Annotated in this window: 24 protein-coding genes; 10 read left to right on the top strand and 14 right to left on the bottom strand. The window is 75.6% G+C overall.

Going from position 1 to position 24,631, the window contains the following annotated elements:
- Nucleotides 1-118 precede the first annotated feature (118 nt).
- Nucleotides 119-976, bottom strand: coding sequence for a CPBP family glutamic-type intramembrane protease (locus ACI784_RS19530; RefSeq protein ID WP_457014578.1), 858 nt, complete (start codon nucleotides 974-976; stop codon nucleotides 119-121).
- Between the two features lies 1 nt (nucleotide 977).
- Nucleotides 978-1,325, bottom strand: coding sequence for a hypothetical protein (locus ACI784_RS19525; protein WP_457014577.1), 348 nt, complete (start codon nucleotides 1,323-1,325; stop codon nucleotides 978-980).
- Between the two features lie 70 nt (nucleotides 1,326-1,395).
- Here ACI784_RS19525 and ACI784_RS19520 point away from each other — a divergent pair, with 70 nt between their 5' ends.
- Nucleotides 1,396-3,627 (top strand): ATP-binding protein, encoded by a 2,232-nt coding sequence (locus ACI784_RS19520; RefSeq protein ID WP_457014576.1) that lies wholly within the window; start codon nucleotides 1,396-1,398, stop codon nucleotides 3,625-3,627.
- A gap of 79 nt (nucleotides 3,628-3,706) precedes the next feature.
- Here the strand turns inward: ACI784_RS19520 and ACI784_RS19515 are convergent, their stop codons facing one another.
- The 6 genes from ACI784_RS19515 to ACI784_RS19490 form a co-directional block, all read right to left on the bottom strand.
- Nucleotides 3,707-5,392, bottom strand: a complete 1,686-nt coding sequence (locus ACI784_RS19515; RefSeq protein WP_457014575.1) for a DNA repair helicase XPB — start codon at nucleotides 5,390-5,392, stop codon at nucleotides 3,707-3,709.
- A 110-nt stretch (nucleotides 5,393-5,502) separates the two neighbouring features.
- Nucleotides 5,503-6,738 carry an FAD-dependent monooxygenase gene (locus ACI784_RS19510; RefSeq protein ID WP_456921526.1) on the bottom strand — a complete coding sequence of 412 codons (1,236 nt, stop codon included), beginning with the start codon at nucleotides 6,736-6,738 and terminating at the stop codon, nucleotides 5,503-5,505.
- Nucleotides 6,735-7,592, bottom strand: coding sequence for a fumarylacetoacetate hydrolase family protein (locus ACI784_RS19505; RefSeq protein WP_456921527.1), 858 nt, complete (start codon nucleotides 7,590-7,592; stop codon nucleotides 6,735-6,737). Before ACI784_RS19505 ends, ACI784_RS19510 begins: the two co-directional genes overlap by 4 nt.
- Entirely contained in the window at nucleotides 7,589-8,734 is a 1,146-nt protein-coding gene (locus tag ACI784_RS19500) for a cupin domain-containing protein (RefSeq protein WP_457014574.1), read from the bottom strand. The genes ACI784_RS19505 and ACI784_RS19500 overlap by 4 nt, the downstream gene beginning before the upstream one ends.
- Nucleotides 8,735-8,912: 178 nt before the next feature.
- The gene (locus ACI784_RS19495) at nucleotides 8,913-10,199 is read right to left on the bottom strand and encodes a class I SAM-dependent methyltransferase (RefSeq protein ID WP_457014573.1); all 1,287 of its coding nucleotides are present in this window, start codon (nucleotides 10,197-10,199) and stop codon (nucleotides 8,913-8,915) included.
- A 53-nt stretch (nucleotides 10,200-10,252) separates the two neighbouring features.
- On the bottom strand, nucleotides 10,253-12,511 hold the full coding sequence (locus ACI784_RS19490) for a helicase-associated domain-containing protein (protein ID WP_457014572.1): 2,259 nt from the start codon (nucleotides 12,509-12,511) through the stop codon (nucleotides 10,253-10,255).
- 70 nt (nucleotides 12,512-12,581) lie between these two features.
- Here ACI784_RS19490 and ACI784_RS19485 point away from each other — a divergent pair, with 70 nt between their 5' ends.
- From ACI784_RS19485 to ACI784_RS19475, 3 genes are all read left to right on the top strand, one after another.
- Nucleotides 12,582-13,109 (top strand): hypothetical protein, encoded by a 528-nt coding sequence (locus tag ACI784_RS19485; protein WP_456921531.1) that lies wholly within the window; start codon nucleotides 12,582-12,584, stop codon nucleotides 13,107-13,109.
- Nucleotides 13,110-13,220: 111 nt separating this feature from the next.
- Nucleotides 13,221-13,436 carry a hypothetical protein gene (locus ACI784_RS19480; protein ID WP_456921532.1) on the top strand — a complete coding sequence of 72 codons (216 nt, stop codon included), beginning with the start codon at nucleotides 13,221-13,223 and terminating at the stop codon, nucleotides 13,434-13,436.
- Nucleotides 13,437-13,438: 2 nt separating this feature from the next.
- A complete protein-coding gene (locus ACI784_RS19475; RefSeq protein ID WP_456921533.1) occupies nucleotides 13,439-15,094 on the top strand; it encodes an AMP-binding protein in 1,656 nt (551 codons plus the stop codon).
- Between the two features lie 24 nt (nucleotides 15,095-15,118).
- On the opposite strand, the gene ACI784_RS19470 is transcribed toward ACI784_RS19475, so the two are convergent.
- Nucleotides 15,119-15,886, bottom strand: coding sequence for an endonuclease/exonuclease/phosphatase family protein (locus tag ACI784_RS19470; protein ID WP_456921534.1), 768 nt, complete (start codon nucleotides 15,884-15,886; stop codon nucleotides 15,119-15,121).
- A gap of 74 nt (nucleotides 15,887-15,960) precedes the next feature.
- On the opposite strand from ACI784_RS19470, the gene ACI784_RS19465 reads away from it, so the two are divergent.
- Nucleotides 15,961-16,530, top strand: coding sequence for a hypothetical protein (locus ACI784_RS19465; protein ID WP_456921535.1), 570 nt, complete (start codon nucleotides 15,961-15,963; stop codon nucleotides 16,528-16,530).
- Here the strand turns inward: ACI784_RS19465 and ACI784_RS19460 are convergent.
- Together ACI784_RS19460 and ACI784_RS19455 are read right to left on the bottom strand one after the other, a co-directional pair.
- On the bottom strand, nucleotides 16,517-16,837 hold the full coding sequence (locus ACI784_RS19460; protein WP_457014571.1) for a DUF202 domain-containing protein: 321 nt from the start codon (nucleotides 16,835-16,837) through the stop codon (nucleotides 16,517-16,519). The two genes, ACI784_RS19465 and ACI784_RS19460, sit on opposite strands and share 14 nt — an antisense overlap.
- Nucleotides 16,834-17,193 (bottom strand): YidH family protein, encoded by a 360-nt coding sequence (locus tag ACI784_RS19455; protein WP_457014570.1) that lies wholly within the window; start codon nucleotides 17,191-17,193, stop codon nucleotides 16,834-16,836. The genes ACI784_RS19460 and ACI784_RS19455 overlap by 4 nt, the downstream gene beginning before the upstream one ends.
- Before the next feature lie 138 nt (nucleotides 17,194-17,331).
- Between ACI784_RS19455 and ACI784_RS19450 the strand changes: the two genes are divergently transcribed.
- Nucleotides 17,332-17,727, top strand: coding sequence for a cold-shock protein (locus ACI784_RS19450; protein WP_456921538.1), 396 nt, complete (start codon nucleotides 17,332-17,334; stop codon nucleotides 17,725-17,727).
- A 95-nt stretch (nucleotides 17,728-17,822) separates the two neighbouring features.
- Here ACI784_RS19450 and ACI784_RS19445 read toward each other — a convergent pair whose 3' ends face one another.
- Complete coding sequence (locus tag ACI784_RS19445) at nucleotides 17,823-18,293, bottom strand: DUF2771 family protein (RefSeq protein WP_457014569.1); 471 nt, start codon at nucleotides 18,291-18,293, stop codon at nucleotides 17,823-17,825.
- Nucleotides 18,290-19,855, bottom strand: a complete 1,566-nt coding sequence (locus tag ACI784_RS19440; RefSeq protein ID WP_456921540.1) for an MFS transporter — start codon at nucleotides 19,853-19,855, stop codon at nucleotides 18,290-18,292. Before ACI784_RS19440 ends, ACI784_RS19445 begins: the two co-directional genes overlap by 4 nt.
- Nucleotides 19,856-19,946: 91 nt before the next feature.
- Here ACI784_RS19440 and ACI784_RS19435 point away from each other — a divergent pair, with 91 nt between their 5' ends.
- Nucleotides 19,947-20,732: a DUF3027 domain-containing protein gene (locus ACI784_RS19435; protein WP_456921541.1), complete on the top strand. Its 786-nt coding sequence runs from the start codon at nucleotides 19,947-19,949 to the stop codon at nucleotides 20,730-20,732.
- A 156-nt stretch (nucleotides 20,733-20,888) separates the two neighbouring features.
- Here ACI784_RS19435 and ACI784_RS19430 read toward each other — a convergent pair whose 3' ends face one another.
- Nucleotides 20,889-21,116, bottom strand: coding sequence for a DUF2530 domain-containing protein (locus ACI784_RS19430; protein WP_456921542.1), 228 nt, complete (start codon nucleotides 21,114-21,116; stop codon nucleotides 20,889-20,891).
- A gap of 154 nt (nucleotides 21,117-21,270) precedes the next feature.
- Between ACI784_RS19430 and ACI784_RS19425 the strand changes: the two genes are divergently transcribed.
- Genes ACI784_RS19425 through ACI784_RS19415 form a run of 3 tightly spaced genes read left to right on the top strand, consistent with a single transcriptional unit; the run spans nucleotide 21,271 to nucleotide 24,608 of the window.
- A complete protein-coding gene (locus ACI784_RS19425; protein WP_456921543.1) occupies nucleotides 21,271-22,782 on the top strand; it encodes an NCS2 family permease in 1,512 nt (503 codons plus the stop codon).
- Between the two features lie 33 nt (nucleotides 22,783-22,815).
- Nucleotides 22,816-23,250 carry a MarR family winged helix-turn-helix transcriptional regulator gene (locus ACI784_RS19420; protein WP_456921544.1) on the top strand — a complete coding sequence of 145 codons (435 nt, stop codon included), beginning with the start codon at nucleotides 22,816-22,818 and terminating at the stop codon, nucleotides 23,248-23,250.
- Complete coding sequence (locus ACI784_RS19415) at nucleotides 23,247-24,608, top strand: MFS transporter (protein WP_457014568.1); 1,362 nt, start codon at nucleotides 23,247-23,249, stop codon at nucleotides 24,606-24,608. The genes ACI784_RS19420 and ACI784_RS19415 overlap by 4 nt, the downstream gene beginning before the upstream one ends.
- Nucleotides 24,609-24,631 lie beyond the last annotated feature (23 nt).

Here is a 24,631-nt window from a genome sequence, read left to right as displayed (position 1 = left end):
AGAATACGACGACCCCGCACCCCCCCCCCCCCCCCCCCCCCCCCCCCCCCCCCCCCCCCCCCCCCCCGGCCCCCCCCCCCCCCCCCCCCCCCCCCCCCCCCCCCCCCCCACCACCGGGTCAGCGGCGGGTGCGCAGGGCCAGCAGGGCGCCGGCGGTGACCAGCAGCGCGGCGGCGATCGCGAACAGCGTCGGCTGGCCGCCGCCGAGCAGGTCGTCGGCCAGCCCGCCCGCGTTGTTGGAGGCGTTGAACGTCGCGTGCACGACCCCCGCGGCGAGCAGGCTGCCCGCGGCGCCGCGCACGGTGACCCCGACCAGCAGGCGGAGCAGGACGCCGAACACCAGCAGCGCGGCGACCGCGAGCGCCAGCGGGCCGGCGGCGATCTCGCCGGTGAACTGCAGCGGCAGGTGGATGGCGGCGAAGGGCAGCGCCGTCAGCGCGGCCGCGCCCAGCAGACCGTGCCGCCGCTCCAGCCGGCCCTGGAAGAAGCCGGCCCAGACCGTCTCCTCCCACAGGTGCACCAGCAGCAGCGAGGTGAGGACCGCGACGGCGCCCGAGCCGAGCGTGGCGAGCAGGTCGCCGGTCCGCAGCTCCCGACCGGCGGCCACCCCGAGGACGAGCGTGAGCACCGGCAGGGCCAGCAGTGCCGCGGCCCACCAGCCGGGCCCGAACCGCCACTGCGCCGCGCGGCGCAGCAGGGCCCGGACGCCGGGGCGGCCCTCGGTGACGGCGGTGACCCACAGCGCCGCCGGGAGCATGACCAGCAGCGTGAGCGCGAGCGTGAACGGCTCCTCGGGCAGCGCGCCGCCCGGGAGGACGCCGTGCGCCGTCAGCGCCGGGATCGCCAGCAGCGGCCAGCCGAGGCCGAACACGAGGACGAGGAAGGCGGCCAGCGGGTGGCGGGCGACCCGGGCCCGCAGGCCACGAGCGGCCGGGGCGCCGGCGCGGAGCGGAGGACGAGCGTCGAGGGTGGACACGTCAGGACCTGCTTCCGGAGAGGGGGAGGGAGTCGGCCAGCGCGCGGGCGGGGGAGACCGACGCGGTGGTGACGGCGGCGAGGTCGAGGGCACGGACGACGTCGGCCTGCCGGGCGGCCCGCAGGAGGCACAGGCAGCGGCCCGCGCCGGGGAGCAGCACCGCGGCACACCAGCGGATCGGCGTCCCGGCCGTGCCGAGCCGGGCCACCGCCCGCGCCAGTGCGCGGTGCATCTCCACCGCGTCGTCCGCCGACGGCGGGCAGCTGCGGACCTCCACCAGGTAGAGACCCGTCCGCCCGTGCCGCCGGTCGACCACGCGGGCACGCTCCCGCTCCGGCGTCCCGGGCACACCGGGGGAGCTACGGACGGCGGTACGGGTACTGCCGCGGACCCGTACCGCGCCGTTACCGTCCCCGGCCATGGCGCGGCGGCCGGTCCCCGCTCCCGGGCACCGGCTGCCCGCGGAGCGCAGCTCGTTCGTGGGCCGGCGGGCCGAGCTGACCCGGCTCCGCGGGCTGCTCGGGGAGTCCCGGCTGGTCACGCTGGTGGGCCCGGGCGGGGTGGGCAAGACCCGGCTGGCGCTGCGGGCCGCCGCCGAGCTGGGCCGATCCTTCCCCGACGGCGTCGCGCTGGCCGACCTCACCGCGGTCGCCGACCCGGCGCTGGTGGCCGCGCAGGTCGCCGCCGCGTTCGACGTCCGCGACTCCACGGGACGCTGGCTGCCGGCGTCCCTGGCCGAGGTGCTGGGGGAGCGCCGGCTGCTGCTGGTCCTCGACAACTGCGAGCACCTGCGGGACGCGGCCGCCGTGCTGGTCGACACGCTCACCGGCGCCTGCCCCGGGCTGACGGTCCTGGCCACCAGCCGGACGCCGCTCGACGTCCCCGGGGAGGCGCTGTGCGCGGTGCCGCCGCTGGTCGGCGGTGAGGGGATCGCGCTGCTGCGGCAGCGGGCCACGGCGGCGGTCCCCGACCTGGAGCTCCCGCCCGGCGACGACGCCGTGCTGGCCGAGCTGTGCCGGCGGCTCGACGGCATCCCGCTGGCCCTGGAGCTGGCCGCCGTCCGGCTGCGCACCCTGACGCCGGCCCAGCTGCTCGACCGACTGGACGACCGGTTCGGCCTGCTGCGGCGGTCGGGACCGGCCGGGCCCGACCGGCACCGCACGCTGCGCGCGACGATGGCGTGGAGCGCGGACCTGCTCGACCCGCCCGAGCGGGTGCTGTGGCGGCGCGCCACGGTCTTCGCCGCGGGGTTCGACCTGGCCGCGGCCGAGGCGGTGTGCGCGGACGGCGACCTCCGGCGGGACGACGTCCTCGACGGCCTCACGCGGCTGGTGGAGGCGTCGCTGCTCGTCGTCGACCGGACCGGCGCGGGAACGACGTTCCGCATGCTGAAGACGGTCCGGGCGTTCGGCCGCGAGCTGCTCGACGCGGCGGGGGAGTGCGACGCGGTGCGCCGGCGGCACCGGGACCGGTACGCCGAGGTGGTGGCCGGGGCGGCCGCGGAGTTCCTCGGGCCCGGTCAGGTGGCCGCGTTCGACCGGCTGGCCGCCGTCCACCCGGAGCTCGCGACCGCGCTGGAGCACTGCCTGCGGACGCCCGGTGAGGCGCCGGCGGGCCTCGCCGTCGCCGCCGACGCCTGGCTGTACTGGGCCGCCCGCGGCCACCTCGGCGAGGGCCGGCACTGGCTGGACCTGCTGCTGCGCGCGGTGCCCGCACCCGGTCCGGAGCGGGCGCGGGGGCTGGTGGTGGCCGGCTACCTGGCGCTCGTCGCGACCGACCCGGAGGCCGCCGTCCCCCTGCTGGAGGAGGGCCGGTGCACCGCGGCCGCGCCGGAGGTGGTCGCGCTGGCCACCCAGTACCTCGGCCAGGCGGCGCTGTTCCGCGGGGACCTGCCGGCCGCCGACCGCCTGCTGCGGGAGGCGGCCGCGGCCGGCGGGCAGACCGCGCCCTTCTGCTGGGCCGACGTCGGGGTCGTGGCCCTCCTCGCCGAGGACCTCGCCGCCGCCGACACGGCGTTCGCGACGAGCCTGGCGGCCGCGGCCGACCCGTGGACCCGCTCGCACGCGCTGTGGGGCCGCGGCCTGGGCCGGCTGGCCGCGGGGAACCCTGCCGCGGCCGCCCGGCTGGAGCAGGAGGCCCTGCGGCTCATGCGGGAGGTGGACGACCGCAGCGGCATCGCGCTGTGCGTGGCCGCGCTCGGCTGGGCCGCGGCCGCGGGCGGGGACGCCGACGCCGCCGCCCGGCTGGCCGGTGCGGCGGACGCGGTGTGGCGGTCGATCCCGGCGCGGCTGCCCGCGCCGCTGACCGCGGTGGACGACCGCTCGAGGCGGGCCGCCCGGCGCGCCCTCGGGGAGCGGCGGTGGGCCGCGGGGTACGCCGACGGCAGCGCCCTGGACCGGGCGGGCGCGGTCGCGCTGGCCCTCGGCGAGACGCCGGTGACGGAGCCGGCCGGACCGTCGCCGTCCGGCCCGCTCACCCGGCGCCAGCTGGAGGTCGCCGGGCTGGTGGCGCAGGGGCTCACCGACCGCGAGATCGCCGCCCGGCTCGTCATCTCCCCGCGGACGGCGGAGTCCCACGTCGAGCAGATCCTGACCCGGCTGGGCTTCCGCTCACGCGCCGAGATCGCCGCCTGGGCGGTGACCCGGGCCTGAGCGGAGTGCCACGGGCCTGGATGGCCCCGTCCCGAGGCTCGCCGCGAGCTCCCGAGCGGTGAGGAGGACGGGTCCTCTCTCAGTCGGCCGGCTCGTCGACCCAGTCTGGGCCGTTGACCTCGCCCGGGCCGGCCAGGTCGTCGGCGTCGACGATCGTGTAGGCGTAGCCCTGCTCGGCGAGGAACCGCTGCCGGTGCGCGGCGTACTCGGCGTCCAGGGTGTCGCGGCTGACCACGGTGTAGAAGTGCGCCTGCCGGCCGTCGGCCTTGGGGCGCAGCACCCGGCCGAGCCGCTGGGCCTCCTCCTGCCGTGAGCCGAACGTGCCCGACACCTGGACGGCGACGGCCGCCTCGGGCAGGTCGATGGAGAAGTTGGCCACCTTGGAGACCACCAGGGTGCGGATCTCCCCGGCGCGGAAGGCGTCGAAGAGCTTCTCCCGCTCCCGGTTGGTGGTCGAGCCCTGGATGACGGGTGCGTCGAGGGCCTGGCCGAGCTCCTCGAGCTGGTCGAGGTAGGCGCCGATGACGAGCTTCTGCTCCTCGGGGTGGCGTTCCAGCACCCGCCGGATCACCGGCAGCTTCGACGTCGCCGTCGCGGCGATCCGGTAGCGCTCCTCGGGCTCGGCGACCGCGTAGGTCATCCGCTCCTCGTCGTCGAGCGACACCCGGACCTCGATGCACTCGGCCGGCGCGATGTAGCCCTGCGCCTCGATGTCCCGCCACGGGGCGTCGTAGCGCTTCGGGCCGATCAGGGAGAAGACGTCGTCCTCCCGGCCGTCCTCGCGCACGAGCGTGGCGGTCAGGCCCAGCCGGCGGCGGGACTGCAGGTCGGCGGTGAGCCGGAAGATCGGCGCGGGCAGCAGGTGCACCTCGTCGTAGACGATCAGGCCCCAGTCCTGCGCGTCGAAGAGGTCCAGGTGCCGGTACTCGCCCTTCCGGCGGGTGGTGATCACCTGGTAGGTCGCGATGGTGACCGGGCGGATCTCCTTGCGTTCCCCGGAGTACTCGCCGATCTCGTCCTCGGTGAGCGTGGTGCGCGCGATCAGCTCCCGCTTCCACTGCCGCCCGGCGACGGTGTTGGTCACCAGGATCAGCGTGGTCGCCTTGGCCTCGGCCATCGCCGCGGCGCCGACCAGCGTCTTGCCCGCGCCACACGGCAGGACGACGACGCCCGAGCCGCCGGCCCAGAAGCCCTCCACGGCCTCCTGCTGGTAGTCGCGCAGGTGCCAGCCGCTCTGGTCCAGGTCGATCGGGTGGGCCTGGCCGTCGACGTAGCCGGCGAGGTCCTCGGCCGGCCAGCCGACCTTGAGCAGCGCCTGCTTGAGCCGCCCGCGCTCCGACGGGTGGACGACGACGGTGTCGGCGTCGATCCGCGCGCCGAGCATCGGGGCCACCCGCTTGGACCGGACGACCTCCTCGAGGACGGCGCGGTCGGAGCTGGTGAGGACCAGCCCGTGCACCGGGTTGTTGGCCAGCGTCAGCCGGCCGAAGCGGTCCATGGTGTCGGCGACGTCGACCAGCAGCGCGTGCGGCACCGGGTAACGCGAGTAGCGCACGAGGGCGTCGACCACCTGCTCGGCGTCGTGCCCCGCGGCGCGGGCGTTCCACAGCGCGAGCGGGGTGACCCGGTAGGTGTGCACGTGCTCGGGGGAGCGCTCCAGCTCCGCGAACGGGGCGATCGCCGCCCGGCAGTCGCGGGCGAGCGGGTGGTCGACCTCGAGCAGCAGGGTCTTGTCCGACTGGACGATGAGGGGTCCGTCGTTCACGGGCACCTTCCGGCAGCAGGCGTCCTGCCGACGGGCGCGGCCAGCAGGGGGAGGCGGTCGCTCCGACCACCGCACCGAAGGTAACCGCGCCCGCCGACGAGACCTTCCCGTCAGCCGCCGACCGGCTGCTCCAGCGGCTGGGGGGTGAACATCGGCGGCTCCTGGTCCGGCGTCAGGGCGGTCGGCCCGTACAGCCAGTCCACGAACGAGTAGTCGTGCACGTCGCGGTGCCGCAGGAGCTCGTTGCGGGCCAGCCGCGGGCCGTCGGTGAGGTGCCACAGCTCACCCCACGCGCGGGCCGTGGTGAGCACCCGCCGGCAGTGCTCGGGCCGCACCGCGTCGTAGGCGGCCAGCGCGGCGTCCCAGTCGAGTGCGCCCGCGGCCAGCTGCGCGCCGACGTGCTCGGACAGCACCCACGCGTCCTCGATCGCCATGACCGCGCCCTGCGCCAGGTACTGCAGCGGCGGGTGGGCGGCGTCCCCGATCAGCGCCAGCCGCCCCTGGACCCAGTGCGGGATCGGCTCCCGGTCGAACATCCGCCACCAGCGGTCGCGCCACATCAGCGGCAGGCCCGCCCGGACCTGCTCGCAGGTGTCGGCGAAGGCCGCGTCGAGCTCGTCCGGCGTGCCCCAGTCCTCGCGGCCGGCGAGGGCCTTCGGCGAGCGGAACACCGCCACCTGGTTGAACATCTCGCCCTGCCGCAGCGGGTACTGCACGAAGTGGCAGTGCGGCCCCACGTACACCACGACGTCGGACATCGAGACGTCCATCTGCGCGACCTGCTCGGCGGGGATCGCCCCGCGGTAGGCCACGTAGGCGGAGCTGACCGGCTGGTCGTCGCTGATCATCCGCCGGGCGACGGAGTACAGGCCGTCGGCGGCGAGCACGACCGGCGCGGTCTCGCGCCTGCCCTCGGAGAGCACCGTCACGCCGCCGTCCACGTGCTCGTAGCCGGTGACCTGCACGTCGGTGACCAGGTCGACGCCGGCGTCGCGGCAGGCGCGCAGCAGCGTGCCGTGCAGGTCGCTGCGGTGGATCACCACGTACGGCGACCCGTACCGCTGCCGGGCGTCGGCGAGGTCGAGGCGGGTGAGCACGGTGCCGTCGACGGCGTCCTTCATGACGAGGTTCTCCGGCTGCACGCCGAGGCGCAGCACCTCGTCGAGCAGGCCCCAGGAGTCGAGGATCCGGGTGCAGTTCGGCGCGATCTGCAGGCCGGCGCCGACCTCGCCGAACTCGGCGGCGCGCTCCAGGACGCGCACCCGCAGCCCCTTCCGGGTCAGCGCGAGGGCGTTGGCCAGCCCGCCGATGCCCCCGCCGACGACGAGGACGTCGACGTCGCTCACGACGAGGCCTCCGCGGCCACCAGGTCGTCGACCACGGGGTTCTCGCAGCGGCCGAGGCCGGCGATCTCGGTGGTCACGACCTGGCCGGACCGCAGGTAGCGGGCCGGCTTGCGGGCGTGGCCGACGCCGCCGGGGGTGCCGGTGGCGATCACGTCGCCCGGGCGCAGCGTGATGATGGTGGAGACGTACTCGACCAGGGCGACGGGGTCGAACAGCAGGTCACCGGTGGTGTCCTTCTGCACGGTCTCGCCGTCGATCCTCGTGCTGATCTCCAGCGTGGGCCGGACGCCGCCGGGCAGCTCGTCGGGGGTGACCAGGTACGGGCCCAGCGGGGTGGTCGCCTCCCAGTTCTTGCCCTGCAGCCACTCGCGGGTGCGGAACTGCCAGTCGCGGCAGGTGATGTCGTTGAGCACCGCGAACCCGGCGATCGCCTGCTCCGCCTCGACGCCCCGCGCCCGGCGGACCGGCGCGCCGATGACGACGGCCAGCTCGCACTCCCAGTCGAACTCGTCGGTCTCCGGGGGCTTGACGATGTCGTCGTTGGCGCCGACGAGGGTGTCGGCGAACTTGGAGAACAGCGTCGGGTGCTCCGGGAGGTCCCGCCCCATCTCCAGGATGTGGTTGCGGTAGTTGAGGCCGACGCAGACGACCTTGCCCGGCCGGGGGACGACGGGGGCGTAGGCGGCGCCCCGCACCTCGGCGACCCGCTCGGTGGCCGCCGCCGCCCGCTCCTCCCACCCGGGGGTGGCGAGGAACTCGCCGAGGTCGGCGGCGCCGAGGTCGACGAGGTGGTCCTCGTCCACGCGGACGGCGCGGGTGCGGCCCTCCAGGGTGCGGATGGTGGCCAGCTTCATCGGTCGGTTCCTCCCACGGAGACGCGGTCCAGGTGCAGTGCCTCGAAGATCGGGCCGTCACTGAACCGGAACAGGTCCAGCGCGCCGGAGTCGGAGTCCGACGCCGAGGCCTCCGAGCGCACCGACAGCGGCTCCCAGGAGGGGGCGACGAACAGGTCACCGCGCTCGACCCGCCAGGAGACCTCCCCGACGGTGACCGTGCCGGTGCCGTCGAAGACCTGGTAGACCGACGACCCGGCCTCGCGCCGCGGCGCGGTCTCGGACCCGCTGCGCACGCGGTGCACCTCGGCGCGGATGGTCGGCAGGACGTCGCCGCCGGTGGTCGGGTTGGTGAAGCGGACCGCGGCGTGGCCGGGCTCGACGACCCCCGGGTGACCCTCGGCCTCGAGCTCGAGCTGGTCGGTCAGCGCGGCGTCGGTGTCGACCCAGCGGTAGTTCAGCAGCGGCGTGCCGGCGGTCGCGCCGGGCGCGGACACCGGACGCAGGCCGGGGTGCCCCCACAGCCGCTGCGAGCGGGACCGCTCGGGGGTGGTGCGCTCGGCGTCGCTGATCTGCTCGCGGCCGAACTCGAAGAACTGCGACTCGGTGGCGTACTGGAACGGGATGTCCAGGCCGTCGATCCAGGCCATCGGCTTCTGCGCGGCGTTGTGGTGGGCGTGCCAGTTCCACCCGGCCTGCGGGAGGAAGTCGCCGCGGTTCATCGGGACCGGGTCGCGGCCGACGACGGTCCACACGCCCTCCCCCTCGACGACGAAGCGGAAGGCGTGCTGGGTGTGCCGGTGCTCGGGGGCGTCCTCACCCGGCATCAGGTACTGGATCGCCGCCCACAGGGTCGGGGTGGCGTAGGGCTTGCCGCCGAGGGAGGGGTTGGCCAGCGCGATCGCCCGGCGCTCCCCGCCGCGCCCGACCGGCACCAGGTGCCCGGCCTGGTCGGCCAGCCGAACCAGGTTCTGCCAACGCCACACGTGCGGGACCGCCTTGGACCGCGGGTGGGCCGGCATGAGGTCGCCGATCTCGGTCCACAGCGGCACCAGCAACTCCTGCTCGAAGCCCCGGTACAGCTCCTCGAGCGCGGGCGTGGGGGTCGGCTGGCCGGGCGCGTCGACCGCGGTCAGCGAGACCGGGGAGGCGAGTTGGGTCATGGCGGGCATCCCTCCGATGCGGCGTTCTCCGGTGGACAGGGGCGTCGACCCTGGTCCGGTGGCCGTCCGCGGCGGCGGGGCAGCGCCGCGGCACGGACGGGCCATCACGGTCGAGGGTGCGCGCGTGCTCCGTACCCCGCCCGCACATTCTGGACCGCAGAACGCGCGGCGCCGAGGGTCAGCGCCAGTCGCGCAGGCGCAGCGGTGCCTCGTCGCCGCCCGGACGCCGCACCAGCACCTGGTTGACGCCCATGACGCCCCGCTCGAAGGCCAGCGCACTCGCCGCCATGTACAGCCGCCAGACCCGGACGCGGCCCTCCGAGCTGAGCGCGACGGCGGCGTCCCAGTGCTTCTCCAGCCGCTCCACCCAGGCGCGCAGCGTCAGCGCGTAGTGCCGCCGCAGGGCCTCGACGTCGAGCACCTCCAGGCCGCCGGCCTCCAGGGCGGAGACGGTGCCGGCCAGGCTGAGCAGCTCCCCGTCGGGGAAGACGAACCGGGTGATGAAGGTGTCGGGGTCCCAGGCGGCGGTCGCCGCGTCGTTCCAGGCGATGGCGTGGTTGAGCAGCCGGCCGCCCGGGCGCAGCAGGTCGCGCAGGGTCGAGGCGTACCGCGCCATCTCGGCCGCGCCGACGTGCTCGGCCATGCCGATCGAGCTGATCGCGTCGAACGGCCCGTCCGGGACGTCGCGGTAGTCCTGCACCCGGATCTCGACCCGGTCGGCCAGCCCCGCCTCGACCACCCGCGCCCGGGCGAGCTCCGCCTGCGCCCGCGAGAGGGTGACGCCGACGACGGTGACCCCGTACTGCCCGGCGGCGTGCAGCGCGAGGCTGCCCCAGCCGCAGCCGACGTCGAGCAGCCGGGTCCCGGGGGTCAGGCCGAGCTTGCGGCAGACCAGGTCCAGCTTGGCCTCCTGCGCGGCGTCCAGCCCGGTGGCGGGGGACTCCCAGACGGCGCAGGAGTAGACCATCGTCGGGCCCAGGACCAGCCGGTAGAAGTCGTTGCTGACGTCGTAGTGGTGGGCGATCGCGGCGGCGTCCCGGGCGCGGGAGTGCCGCCGTCCGAACCGGCGCAGCCGCACCTCCTCCGGCGGGGGCGCGGGCGCCGGGCCCAGGGCGCCGAGCCGGGCGGCCGTGCCGAGCAGGTCGAGCCGCTCGCGCAGGGTGGGGGCGACGGTGGCGTGGCCGGCCGCCAGCCGCCCCGCCGACGTCAGCGCCTCCAGGGTGGCGAAGACGTCGCCCTCCACGTCGAGGTCGCCGGCGACGTAGGCGCGCCCCAGGCCGAGCTCGCCGGGTGCCCAGGCCAGCCGCCGCAGCGCGCGCGGCGACCGGACGGCGACCACCGGCGCCCCCTCGGGCCCGGCGACCGAGCCGTCCCAGGCGCGCAGCCGCACGGGCACCTCCTCGACGCCCAGGACCCTCTCCAGGGCCGTGACCAGGGCTGCGGCGGTGCTCTCCTCGCTCCCCATGGGGAGGCAGGGTGGCCGCCGCCCGCGAGCTGATCAAGCGGTTGCCGCGCACGTCACGAGGACGCGGCCGGCTCCTCGTCCTCGACCAGCGCCACGGAGGTGATCCGGTGGACGGCGAACGTGCGGCTCTCGCCGCGCCGCTCGTCGTACCCCTGGAGGAAGCCCCCGGCCAGGGACACCGGCTGGACGACGCGCTGGCTGCCGCTGCCCTGCGCGTCGACGTACCCCAGCCACACGGGCACCCCCTCGCGGACCGCGCGGGACAGCAGTTCCAGCGTGCCCGCGGTGGTCACGCCGGGCACCTGGCGCACCGCCTCGCCGCGCCGGGCGGCCAGTGCGGCGTCCCCGGCGCGGATCTCCCGCACCGTGGCGGCGACCTCGTCGCCGGTGAGCGGTCGGGGCGCGGCGGCGGTCGCGGCCCCGGGGCGGCGGCCGGCGGCGCGCGGGCGGGCCGGGGGCCGGGTGAGGACGGCGCCGCCCGGCGACTCCCCGGCAGGGGCGTAGCCGGCCTCGCGCAGCACGGTGAGCACCTCGTCGGCGCCCAGCCCGCTCACCAGCACGCCGGGTGCCAGGCGGCGCAGCTCGGCGCCGGCCGTCCGCCGGTCGTTGAGCACCTGGGAGAGCAGCCCGTGGTCGTCGGAGCGCACGTAGCTCTCGATGGCGCCCACGCGCAGCCGGCCGTGCTGGCGGGCCACGTCGTCGACCAGGTAGTCCAGCGCCTGCGGCACCGGGGTGCGGGAGGCGCGGCCGAAGAACTCGTGCAGGTCGGTGGCCGACCAGCCGGCGTCGAGGGCCCGGCGGACGCTGGCCTCCGACACCCGGAACACCGTCGCCCCGCCGGAGGACTCGACGTCGGCGACGACGGCGAGGGTGTCGGCGAGCTCGGCGACCAGGGGCCCCGGCGCGACCAGCGAGAGGTCGGGCTGGGCGAGCACGTGGTCGACCGGCTCGGGCAGCAGGCCCCGCATGCCGTCGGCCGCGCCGTCCTCGCCGGAGGTCAGCAGGCCGCGCCCGCCGGTGGACAGCACCCCGCCCACCAGCACCCCGAGCCGGGTGGCCTCGGCCAGCAGGTCGGGGACCGGGGCGAGCCGGTCGGCCCGCCGCGGGGTGCGCCAGCGCAGCAGGGCGACCAGGTCGTCGGGGGCCACGCCGCTGCCGCGCGGGTACTCGGCCAGGGCCGTGAGCGCCGAGCGCCGGATCGCCGGTGCGGTGTGCCGCACCAGGTCGGGGGAGAGCGCGTTGACCGCCTTGCCGTTCAGGTCGCGCTGCCCGGCCAGCGAGGGCAGCCGGACGGCGTCCAGCCAGCCGCCGGCCAGGGTGGCCCACCGGTCGGGGAGGTCCTGCTCACGCCACACGTCGTAGGCGCGGGTGGGCAGCCACTCGTCGCGGTGCGGCCCGCCGACGTCGAGCAGGCCCGCCACGTGCGCCAGTTCCAGCAGCCACCCGGCCTCGGGTTCGGAGACGTGCAGGGCCCGCGCCAGCCGCTTCTGGTCCCGGACGGCGACCCCGCCGCTGCGCAGCAGCCCCGCGGGCTCTTCCTCCAGCAGGGCGAGCAGCTCGCCGACCCGGCCCACCGTCTCCATGGCCGCCCCGGCCGCCTGCCGGTCCACCACCGCCGGGTCCCGGGTGACGCGGGCCGGCTCGGGGCGCACCCGCGGGGCGCCGTAGGGGCGGTCGCCGCGCAGCAGCAGCCCGATCTCCCGCGGCAGCTCGACGTTGAGCGCGTCGATCCGGGCCAGCAGGCCCTGCTGCACCAGCCGGCGGGCCGGGGAGACGCCGTTGCCGGTGGTGTCGGGCAGGTGGCCGACCGGCCGGTCGCCGGCCAGCCGCTCCAGGACCCCGCGCTCGTCGGTGCCCAGCTCGCCGATCGCCCGCGGCAGGTCCGACGGCAGCGCCAGCCGCAGCTCGGTCGCCCGCCGGCCCAGCCCGGCGGGGTACCGCACCGCCCGGCGCACCGGGTCCGGCGCGTGCAGGACGTCGTCGCCCCACAGCAGCGCCCGCGTCGCCAGCCGCTCCAGCGCGGCGGTGAGCACGTCGTCGGGCACCTCGGGCAGCGCGGCGGGCAGGTCCGCGGCGTCCACCCCGTCGGTGCCGGCCAGCAGGACCACGTCGAGCACCTGCAGCGTCGCGGCGTCGAGCTCGTCGAGCGCGCGGTCGACCGACACCGGGACCGCCAGCCGGCTGGCCAGGGCCACGACGTCGGACGGCGCCGGGCGGGCCACGTCGGGACGGGCGGCCAGCAACGCGCCGAGCTGCTCGTCGCTGCGGGTGCGCAGCCAGGCGGCCAGCGTGGCCGGGCGGTCGGCAGACATCCGGTCAAAGTTACGTCGCCCGCGCCACCCGGTGCCGCCGTGTCCCCAGGTCCTGGGCCAGCATGACCGCGTGCACCCGGCCGCCGACGACCCGCAGACCAGCAGCGCGCTGACCGGCTACCAGGCCGGGGCGCTGCGCTGGCTGGTCGGCGGCGCGATCGCCGTCGTCCTCGGGGTCCTGCTGGGCGCCGCGGCGGTCACCATCGCCCGCGACCGCGGCCAGGGGATCCCCGGCCTGGGCCTGGTCGTGGTGGTGCTGGTCATCTCGGGCACCGTCGCCGCCGTCGCCGGTGCCGGGGCGCTGGTGCGGCACCGCCGCTGGCGGCGGGCGCTGCAGACGGTGCGGTGGCAGACCGGGGTGCTGCGCATCGCCGGCCCCGCGGTGCTGGCGTTCGAGCCGGAGGGTTACGACGAGACCGACCCGCTCGCCGAGCCGGTGCGGCTGCGCCTGGAGAGCACGAACGTCTTCCGCACGCGGGCGGTCCAGCACCTGCACGACGCGGTGGTGCGGGCCGCGCCCGTGGGTGCCCGGGAGTGGGTGATCACCGCCGACGGGGTGCCCACGGTGTACGGCGCCCGGGCGGTCCGGCGCCGCTGAGCCACCCACCCGTGGCGTAGTGCGTGCGTTCTGGGTACCGCGTCCGAGAAGATGTCCAGCGACGCGGCACCGCGTGGTGTCCGCAGACACGGCAACGGAGGCAACGGCGACATGGCCAAGCGGAAGACCAAGCACGCGCACCTGGTGGAGCCCACCTGGGGCCGGTCCGACGACGGCGGTCCCCCGCTGACCGAGTTCACCGCCGAGCCGGCCGGCCCGCTCAACCCCTTCGGCGAGGACCACCAGTTCCCGCTGCCGCTCAGCCGCCTCCGGTACGCGCACCCCACCGACAAGCCCAACCGGGCCGGCGTCATGGCGGGCGAGTAGGCATGACCACTCCCGCGCTGCCGTCCTACAGCAGTGGCACCTCCACCGTCCCCCTCCTCGGGGACACGATCGGGGCGAACCTGGACCGGACGGCGGCGCGGGTGGGCGACCACGAGGCGCTCGTCGAGTGCGCCACCGGCCGCCGGTACAGCTATCCGCAGTTCGTCGCGGAGGTCGACGCGGTCGCCCTCGGCCTGGACGCCCTCGGCGTGGCCAAGGGGGACCGCGTCGGCATCTGGGCGCCGAACTGCGCGGAGTGGGCGTTCGTCCAGTTCGCCACCGCCAAGCTCGGCGCGATCCTGGTCAACATCAACCCGGCCTACCGCACCCACGAGCTGGCCTACGTGCTGAAGCAGGCCGGCATCTCGGTGCTGGTCAGCGCGCCGGAGTTCAAGAGCAGCGACTACCGGGCCATGGTGGGCGAGGTCCGCGACCAGTGCCCCGACCTGCGCGAGGTGCTGTTCCTCGGCTCGCCGGAGTGGGAGCAGCTGGTGGCCACCGGCCGGGCCGGGGACCGCGGCCTGCTCGCCGAGCGCGAGACCCAGCTGTCGGCCGACGACCCGATCAACATCCAGTACACCTCCGGGACGACGGGCTTCCCCAAGGGCGCCACGCTCACCCACCACAACCTGCTCAACAACGGGTTCTTCGTGGGTGAGGGCTGCGGCTACACCGAGGCCGACCGGATCTGCATCCCGGTGCCCTACTACCACTGCTTCGGCATGGGCATGGGCAACCTCGCGGCCACCTCCCACGGCGCGACGATGGTCATCCCGGCACCCGGCTTCGACCCCGCGCTGACCCTGAAGGCGGTGCAGGAGGAGCGCTGCACCTCGCTGTACGGCGTCCCCACGATGTTCATCGCGGAACTGGCGCTGCCCGACTTCGGCACCTACGACCTCTCGTCGCTGCGGACCGGCATCATGGCCGGCTCCCCGTGCCCGGTCGAGGTGATGAAGCGGGTGGTCGCCGAGATGGGCATGACCGAGGTCACCATCTGCTACGGCATGACCGAGACCTCACCGGTCTCCACCCAGACCGGCGCCGACGACGACCTCGACCGGCGCACCTCCACCGTCGGCCGGGTGCACCCGCACCTCGAGGTGAAGGTGATCGACCCCGAGACCGGGCTCACCGTGCCCCGCGGGACGCCGGGGGAGTTCTGCACCCGCGGCTACTCGGTGATGCTCGGGTACTGGGAGCAGCCGGAGAAGACCGCCGAGGTCATCGACGCCGCCCGCTGGATGCACACCGGCGACCTCGCCGTCATGGACGCCGAGGGCTACCTCAACATCGTCGGCCGGATCAAGGACATGGTGATCCGCGGCGGCGAGAACGTGTACCCGCGGGAGGTCGAGGAGTTCCTCTTCACCCACCCGGACATCATCGAGGCCCAGGTCATCGGCGTCCCCGACGAGCGGTTCGGCGAGGAGCTCATGGCGTGGGTGCGGCTGCGGGCCGGTGCCGAGCCGCTGACCGCCGACGCCCTGCGCGAGTTCTGCACCGGCAAGCTCGCCCACTACAAGATCCCCCGCTACGTGAAGATCGTCGACGCCTTCCCGATGACGGTCACCGGCAAGGTGCGCAAGGTCGAGATGCGCGAGGTCTCGGTCGAGGAGCTGGGCCTGCAGGCGGCCGCCGCCGTCCGCAACGCCTGAGGCGCCGTCCGGCCCCGGTCGGCCTCAGGGGTGGCCGGTGGGGACGACGAGCGCGCGGTGGTCCGACAGCGGCAGCCGCACCGACTCCGCCGGCCCGGTCGCGGCGATCGGACCGCGGGCGAGCACGTGGTCCAGCTGCCGGGTCGGGGTGTCCACCGGGAAGGTGGCGGCCCGGCCCAGCGGTCGCAGGCCGCTCACCCGCACCGCCTGGGGTGCCTGCATGTTCAGGTCCCCCATGAGGATGAGCGGCTCACGGGTGCCGGTGAGCGAGCGCACCAGCTTCGACAGCTGCAGCGCACCCCAGCCGGGGACGAACGACAGGTGCGTGTTGCAGACGGTGAACTGCCCGTGCGGCCCGTCCAGGACGGCGGCGACGGCGACCCGTGGCTCGTCGCCGACCATCGTCGGGCGGGGCGCGCCGCGGAACCACACCGGCACCCGGCTGCGCAGGGCCGGCAGCCGCACCACCCGCCAGGACACGACGGGGTAGCGCGACAGCAGCGCGATGCCGTAGGTGGCCGACCCGGGCTGCTCGTCGCCGGTGGCGGCCATCCAGGTGCCCCCCGGCGTGCCGTGCAGCGCCGCCACGAACTGGGAGTCCACGGCGCCCATCGCCTCGGCGGCGACCGCGGTCAGGTCCGCGCCCATGGACCGCGGCTGGTCGCGGTCGACCTCCTGCAGGCCGAGGACGTCGGCGTCGAGGGTCTTCACCGCCGCGGCGAGGCGCTCGACGTCGACGCGGTCGTCGGCGGGGGAGCGGCCGTGGAGGATGTTGAACGTCGCGATCCGCACGCACTCCCAGTGCCCCGACCGGCGGCGTCCACACCGCCACGTTCCGACATCGCAACGCCGGGTAGCAGTTCCGCGTGCTGCCAGACGACCGGGACGAGATCCGTGACCTCCTCAAGCGCACCGCCGTCGCGCTCAAGCAGGGTGATGTGCCCTTCGCGCTGTGCGGGGGCTACGCCGCGTGGGTCCGCGGCGCACCGGAACCCGACCACGACGCGGACTTCCTCGTCCCGGCCGCGGAGTCCGAGCGGGCGGCGAAGGTGCTGGCCGAGGCCGGCCTGGAGGTCGTCGACCCGGCGGAGGACTGGCTGACCAAGGTCGTCCAGGGCAACTCGTTCGTCGACGTGCTGTGGCGCACCTGCGGCAGCCCGGTGGAGATGGACCTCATCGACCGTGCCGAGGAGCTGCCGGTGCTCTCGGTGCACATGCCGGTGCTGGAGGCCACCGACATCGTCGTCACCAAGCTGATGGCCCTCGACGAGCACTACTGCGACTACTCGCGGCTGCTGCCCGTGGCCCGCGCACTGCGCGAGCAGGTCGACTGGGCGCGGGTCCGCCGGGACGTCGCGAGCAACGACTTCGCGGCGGTGTTCCTCGTCCTGCTCGACCGGCTGGGGGTCGTGGAGGGGGTCCTCAGCGAGGGCTGAGCACCGCGACGAGCGCCGCCAGGGCCACGAGGACGACGACGGCGGTGACCAGCGCCGCCATCCCCGGCACGGCCACACCACGGTGGCGGTCGAGGGCCCGGCGTGTCTGGCGGGCGCGCAGCGGAGCCAGACCGCCGAGCACACCGAGGCCCAGCAGTGCGACGCCTCCGGACAGGGCGAGCCGACCCGGCGCCGCGGCCTCGGCCGACGAGTGCGCGAGCAGACCGGCCACGGCGAGCACGCCCAGGCCGGTGCGCCGCCACGCGAGGTCGGTGCGCTCGGGCTGTGTCTCCCGGAGCGGGCTCACCGGCCGACCACCTGGACGCCGACGAGCACCGCCACCACGACGAGGACGGCGGCCACCGCCGCGACCAGCGTGGGCAGGACCCGACTGGACGGGAGCGGGCGGTCCGCGGCGATCGCCTGCTCGTTGCACCGCCAGCGCCGGTACCCGCCGAGCGCGGCGCCCAGGCCGGTCAGCACGAGGGCCACCGCGACCGCCGCGCTGCCCCAGCGCACGCCCAGGTCGGGGGCGAACTGGGCCACCGCCACCCCACCGGCGACCAGGGCCAACCCCGTCCGCAGCCAGGCGAGCAGGGTCCGCTCGTTGGCCAGCGTGAACCGGTAGTCCGGGTGGCCGGCGGGCTCGTCGGCGGTCGGCACCCGGTCAGGCTAGGGCGAGAGCGGAAAGGGCGCGGAGTCCCGGGACGGGGGCGGCTAACCTGGCAGGCGGCGGCCCCGTGCCGCGACCGTCCGCCCGGCCCGGTGCCGGGACCGTCCGCGACCGACTGAGGGATCAACGTGCCCACCGGCAGAGTCAAGTGGTTCAACCCGGAGAAGGGTTTCGGCTTCCTCTCTCGCGAGGACGGTCCCGACGTCTTCGTGCACAAGGACGCCCTGCCGGCCGGCACCAGCGAGCTCAAGCCCGGCCAGCGGGTGGAGTTCGGCATCGTCGCCGGCCGCCGCGGGGACCAGGCGCTGCAGGTGCGGGTGCTCGACCCGCTGCCCTCGGTCGCGGCGGCGCACGCCGAGCGGACGCGCAAGAAGCCCGACGAGCTGGTCCCGATCATCGAGGACCTCATCAAGCTGCTCGACGACGTCTCCAACGGCCTGCGCCGCGGCCGCCACCCCGACAAGGCGGTGGCCCGCAAGGTCGCCTCGGTGCTCCGCGCGGTCGCGACCGACCTGGAGCACTGAAGAAGGACCCCGTCCTCCTCACCGCTCGCAGGCTCGCGGCGAGCCTCTGGACGGGGCCGTTCCAGCACGTCACCCAGAGGGGCCCCTCCAGTACGTCACCCGGCGGGCGTCGCCGTCCCGCCGGTGGCGCCTCCGGCGCGCAGGAAGCCGATCGGCCACGCCCCGCTGAAGCCGTCGCAGTCCTCGTCGGGGTCCTCGACGACGACGAGGTAGAACGCCGGCGGGACGACGTCGGAGCTGTTGATCTCGTCGAACACCGTCGCGGCGCCCTCGACGTCGACCTCTCCGAGTTGCTCCTCCAGCTTCTCGTCGAAGACCTGCACGCTCCACCCCTGCTCGGCGACCGACTCGGGCACGGTGAGCCGGATCGTCGTGTCGGGGGAGACCTCGAGGATCGGCGGGGTGGTCGAGTAGCGCTGCCCCTCGCCGTCCAGACACGCCTGGGTCGGCGAGACGCTGACCTCCTGCGCGCCCGCCACGACCTCGACGTCCTCGGGACCGGAGGGCTCCGAGCCGCAGCCGGCCAGCAGCAGGACGCCGACGGCCAGCCCCGCCACCGGCCTCACTGCTGCCACTCCGGGGCCGGCTCGGCGGTGCCCGGCGACCATGCCTCCGGGGCGGCCGCGGTGCGGCGGCGCGGCCCCCACAGGACCAGCCCGACGGCGAGCACGAGCAGCGCGGCGGCCACGGTGAACCCGAGCCAGCCGGTGGGCGGCAGGGCGATGCCGAGAGCGCCGCCGACCACCCAGGACAGCTGCAGCATCGTCTCCGAGCGGGCGAAGGCCGAGGCGCGCAGGCTCTCGGGCACCTCCCGCTGGATGATCGCGTCGAGGGCCACCTTGCCCAGCGCGTTGGCCACGGCCGCCACGCCGGCGACGACGGCGGCCATCGTCAGGCTGTAGAAGACCGCGGCCAGCACGGTGATCGCGGCCGCGGTGCCGGCCGACCAGAGCACGATCGGGTCCGGGCTCACCCGGTGCAGCCGGGAGCCGACCGCCGTCCCGAGCACGCTGCCCACACCGGCGGCGCCGGCGATCGCGCCGAGGGCGAGGGTGGCCTGCCAGCCGTCGTCCACCGTGGCCTGCACCAGGAACGCGGAGAAGATGGTCAGGAAGCCGCCGAGCCCGCGCAGCGCGGCGTTGGCCCGCAGCGCCACGACCACGTGCGGGCTGACCGGACGCCGCCGCCGTCCGCCGGTCACCGGCTGCGGGGCGGTGGTGAGCACGTCGGCGGGCAGCTCCCCGGTCGGGACGTCGACGTGGTGCGGCAGCCGCACCGCGGCCACCGCGCCGGCCACGAACACCGCCGCGGTCGCGTACAGCAGCCACTCGAAGCCCAGCGCCCAGGCCAGCCCCGCCCCGATGCCGCCGAACGCACCGGCGGTGAGCAGCCCGAACACCGACGTCCGGGCGTTGGCCGAGGTCAGCGACATCGCACTCGGCAGCACCCGGGGGACCACCGCCGCACGCAGCACGTTGTGCGCCTTCGACAGCACCAGGACGCCGAGGGCGGCCGGGTAGAGGACGAAGTCGTCGAAGTGGGCGGCCATCACCAGCGCGAGCACGGCCCGGCCGAGCAGGCTCGCCGCCATCGCCCAGCGACGGCCGCGCTGGAGCCGGTCCAGCAGCGGCCCGATCACCGGGGCGACGACGGCGAACGGCGCCATCGTCACCAGCAGGTAGAGCGCCACGTTGCCGCGCTGGGCGTCGGTGGTCGCGGCGAAGAACAGCGTGCCGGCCAGCGAGACGGCGATCATCGCGTCGCCGGCCATGTGGAGGGCGTTGACCCACAGCAGGTGCGTCAGCCCGCTCTCGCCCGCGCCGTCGGCCCGGCTGGCCGCGCGGACCCGGCGCACCGCCGCGCCGGTCAGCTGCCGCGACCGCGCCGCGGCCACGCGGGTGACGGTCAGCTTGCGCGGCGGCAGCGGCGCGGTCGGCGGCGGGGCGGGCGGCCCCGGCGGCAGCGCGGGAGGCGGCGCACCGGCCCCGCCCGCCTGTGCCTCGGGCAGCGGCCGGGTGGCCGGCCGGGGGACGTCGATGGGGGTGGTGTCCATCCGCTCCGCGGCCGGTGGCAGCGGACGCCCGCGCAGGACGCCGCGCCGGGGCGCGGGTGGGCGGGGGCTGGGCACCCGCCCATCGTGCCGCACCCGTCTGAACAGGCGGTCGGCGAACCGCCCCCGTGCCGACGGCTGGAGCGCCCCCGTCAGGGACAATGGGGGCGTGACCGACTTCTCCGACCCCGCCCCGACGGGGAACGACGTGCTGTCCGCGGCGGTCGAGCAGGCCCGGGCGGCGGCGGTCGAGACCGCCGGCTCGCCGGACGTCGTCGGTGAGCACCTGGGCGCGACCCCCGAGGTGGGCGGAGCCCCTGAGCTCGGCGACGTGGTCACCCACTCCTTCGCCAGCCGGCTGCCGGGCTACGCGGGGTGGCACTGGGCGGTGACGCTGGCCCGGGTGCCGGGGGAGGACGCCGTCACCGTCGACGAGGTCGTGCTGCTGCCGGGGGAGCAGGCCCTGCTGGCCCCGGCCTGGGTGCCGTGGCACGAGCGGCTGCGGCCGGGTGACCTGTCGGTCGGCGACGTCCTGCCCGCGACGGAGGACGACCCCCGCCTGGTCCCGGCCTACGCGGTCGACGACGACTCCGCCGACGACCCGGAGGGCTCGGTGGTCGCCGCGGAGATCGGGCTCGGCCGGGAGCGGGTCATGTCCCGCGACGGGCGCAACGAGGCGGCCGCCCGGTGGAGCGCGGGGGAGTTCGGCCCGGGCTCGGCGATGGCCCGGCACGCACCCGGGCCGTGCGGCACGTGCGGCTTCTTCCTGCCGCTGGCCGGCTCGCTGCGGCACGGCTACGGCGCCTGCGGCAACGTCTACGCCCCGGCCGACGGGCGCGTCGTGGCGGTCGACTACGGGTGCGGCGCGCACAGCCAGGCCACGCTGGTCGCCGACGAGGCCGCCGAGGTGGTCACCTCGGCGCGCTATGACACCGGCGCCTTCGACGTCCTCTGACGTCGCGGCCCTCCGGGCCGCACGGGCTCGGCCGCTCCTGCGGTGTCCTGACCGGTCCTGCGGCGGTGCAGCACCGCAGCCGCGGGCGGAACACCGCAGGAGGGGTGAGACCGGCCGCGGGCGGGGTACCCGTCCCGGCGGCAGACCGCGAGGCGCTCAGTCCCGGCGGCGGTCCCCGAGCTGGCCCTGCCAGCGCATGATGCCGAGCCCGGCGGCGGCCAGGGCGATGCCGGCGACGCAGGTCCAGGTCCAGACCCGGTCGACGCGGTCGCCGAGCAGCAGGAGCACGAGGAGGGCGACCACCCACACCGCCGTCACGGCCAGCACCACGCGGACGGTGTCCACCCGCAGCGGGGGCGGGGCCTGCTTCGTCGGACCGGGCACCCCCCGACCCTAGGCGCTGCGCCCGACCTGCCTGCACAGCGCCGTCATCCGCGTGTGGCACTCTGTCGCCGCTCGTCCGCAGACCTCACCGGCCGGCCGGCGCGCGCTTCCCCCGCCGCTCGCCCGCCCGTCCACCCGTCCGGGAGTCGTTTCCATGGTTGAGAAGACCGGTCCGTCCACGGGCCGCATCGCCTCCGGTGACACACCGGCCGACGTCGCCGCCGGGGTGCGCACGCCACGCCGGACCGACGGCCCGCGCGTGAAGCCGAGGAACGGCCTGGACCGCTACTTCGAGATCAGCGCCCGCCGCTCGACGGTCGCCCGCGAGCTGCGCGGTGGCCTGACCACCTTCTTCACGATGGCCTACATCGTGATCCTGAACCCGATCATCCTGTCGGGCACGGACGTCACCGGCGGCACGCTGCCGTTCGCCTCCATCGCCGCGGTGACCGCGCTCATCGCCGGCGTCATGACGATCCTCATGGGCGTCGTCGGCCGGTACCCGTTCGCGGTGGCCGCCGGGCTGGGCATCAACGCGATCGTCGCGGTCTTCGCCGCCACCCAGCTGTCCTGGCCGGAGATCATGGGCCTGGTCGTCCTCGAGGGTCTGCTGATCACCGTGCTGGTGCTCACCGGCTTCCGCCGCGCGGTCTTCGAGGCCATCCCGCCGCAGCTGAAGACGGCGATCGCGGTGGGCATCGGCTTCTTCCTCACGATCATCGGCCTGGCCGACGCCGGCGTCGTCCGCCCGGGCTCGCCGCTGATCAGCTTCGGCGTCAACGGTCAGCTGGCCGGGTGGCCGCTGCTGGTGTTCGTCGTGGGCCTGCTGCTGACCGCGGTGCTCGTCGTCCGCCGGGTCAAGGGCGCCCTGCTCATCGGCATCGTCGTCTCGACCGTGCTGGCGATCGTCATCGAGGCCGTCGCCGAGATCGGTCCGCGCGTCGGTGAGGAGAACCCGCACGGCTGGGCGCTGCAGGTGCCCACGCTGCCCGAGGACGTCGTCGGCACGCCGGACCTCTCGCTGCTCGGCAACTTCTCGCTGTTCGGCGGCTTCGAGCGGATCGGCGTCGTCGCCGCCCTGCTCATCGTCTTCTCGATCATGATCGCCGACTTCTTCGACACCGTCGGCACGGTGACCGCCGTCGGCGCCGAGGGCGACCTGCTCGACGAGGACCGCAACCTGCCGAAGTCGCAGCCGGTCCTGCTGGTCGACTCGCTGGCCGCGGCCGCCGGTGGCGCGGGCAGCGTCTCCTCCAACACCACCTACGTCGAGAGCACCGCCGGTGTGGCCGACGGCGCCCGCACCGGCCTGGCCAGCGTCGCGACCGGCGTGCTGTTCCTGCTGGCGATGCTGTTCACGCCGCTGGTGCAGGTCGTGCCGTCGGAGGCCGCGGCGCCGGCGCTGGTCATCGTGGGCGCGCTGATGATCAGCCAGATCCGCAACCTCGAGTGGGACGACATGTCCCTGGTCATCCCGGCGTTCCTGACCATCGCGCTCATGCCGTTCACCTACTCGATCACCAACGGCATCGGCGCGGGCGTCATCAGCTACGTGTTGCTGCGCTCGGTCGTCGGACGGCGCCGCGAGGTGCACCCGCTCATGTGGGTCATCGCCGTCCTGTTCCTCGTCTACTTCGCCCTGGAGCCGCTGCAGCAGCTGTTCTGAGCCGCCCGAGAGACCGTTAGCTAGGCTGAGGAAGTGAGCCGGACGACGCTGGAGACCGCGGCGCTGGCCCACGACCTCCGCCTCGCGGTGATGCGGTTCTCGCGGCGGCTGCGCAGCCAGCGGGTCGACCAGTCGGTCACGCTCACCCACCTCGCGGCGCTGTCCACGCTCCAGCAGCACGGGGCGATGAGCCCGGGGGAGCTGGCGGCGCACGAGCGGGTGCAGCCGCCGTCGATGACCCGCGTCGTGGTCGCCCTCGAGGGGATGGGCCTGGTCACCCGGAGCCCGCACCCCACCGACGGCCGGCAGGTGGTCATCGACCTCACCCCCGCCGCCGAGGAGTTGCTCGCCGTCGAGGCGCGCGCCCGCGAGGCGTGGCTGTCCGGGCGGCTGCAGGAGCTGACCGCCGAGGAGCGCGCGGTCCTGCGCGAGGCGGCGGCGATCATGGGCAAGCTGGCGAGTGGGTGAGCGCTCGCACCGACAGCACGGGCATGTTCCGGTCGTTGCGCGTCCGCAACTACCGGATCTACGCCTCCGCCAACCTGCTCAGCCTCACCGGCACGTGGATGCAACGGATCGGCCAGGACTGGCTGGTCCTGCAGCTCTCCGGTGACAGCGGCATCGCGCTGGGGCTGATCACCGCCCTGCAGTTCGGGCCCACCCTGCTGCTGAGCATGTACGGCGGGGTGCTGGCCGACCGCTACGCCAAGCGGCGCGTGCTCGTGGTCACCCAGGCGCTGATGGGCCTGCTCGCCCTCGTCCTGGGGGTGCTGGTCGCCGCCGACGGCATCGAGCTGTGGCACGTGTTCGTCCTCGCCGGGGCGCTGGGGTCGGTGTCGGCCGTCGACGCACCGGTGCGGCAGGCCTTCGTGTCGGAGATGGTGGGGCCCGAGCTGCTGACCAACGCGGTCAGCCTCAACTCCACGATCTTCAACGGGGCGCGGCTGGTGGGCCCGTCGATCGCCGGCCTGCTCATCGGCGCCGCCTCGGGGGACACCGCGCCGGCGTTCTTCGTCAACGCCGCCAGCTTCGCCTTCACCATCGGCGCGCTGCTGAGCATGCGGCCCGGCGAGCTGCACCCGAGCCCCCGGCTGCCCCGGGCGAAGGGGCAGCTGCGCGAGGGGCTGGTCTACGCCTGGGCCCACCCGGACCTGCGGCTGGCCATGGGGCTGGCCTTCGTGCTGGGCACCTTCGCCTTCAACTACCAGGTGACGATCGCGCTGATGGCCCGCGAGGTGTTCGACCTGGGCGCCGAGGCGTTCGGGCTGCTGTCGACTTGCTTCGCCGTAGGCTCGCTGTCGGGCGCGCTGCTGTCCACCCGCCGCAGCACCCGCCCGCGGCAGCGCTTCCTCGTCGTCTCCGCCGCCGTCTTCGGCCTGCTGACGATCGCCTGCGGGCTGGTGCCCGGCTACTGGGCGTTCGCGGTGCTGCTGGTGCCCACCGGCGCGGCCGGGCTGGTGTTCAGCGTCGCCAACAACAGCTTCGTGCAGCTCGGCGCCGACCCGCAGATGCGCGGGCGGGTGATGGCGCTGTACTTCATGTGCTTCATGGGCGGCACCCCGCTGGGGGCGCCGACGATCGGCTGGATCTCCGAGCACCTCGGGGCGCCGTGGGGGCTGATCATCGGCGGTGCGGTCGCCGTCCTCGCCGGGTGCGTGGGTGCGGCGTGGCTGGCCCGGGGGCGCCGGGTCCGGCTGGAGGCCTCCCTCGCGCCGCCGCGGCTGCAGCTGCACGTGGGCCCGCGCGCGGTGCCGGCGCCCCCGGTGCGCGCCGCGGCGGCGGCCGCGCCGCAGGCACCCGGCCAGCGGGCGGCCAGCGGCGGGTGAGCGCGCGGCTGCCGGTGGACGCC

This window comes from Geodermatophilus sp. SYSU D01186 (genome assembly GCF_054050215.1).
This window is presented reverse-complemented; position numbering and strand designations above follow the sequence as displayed.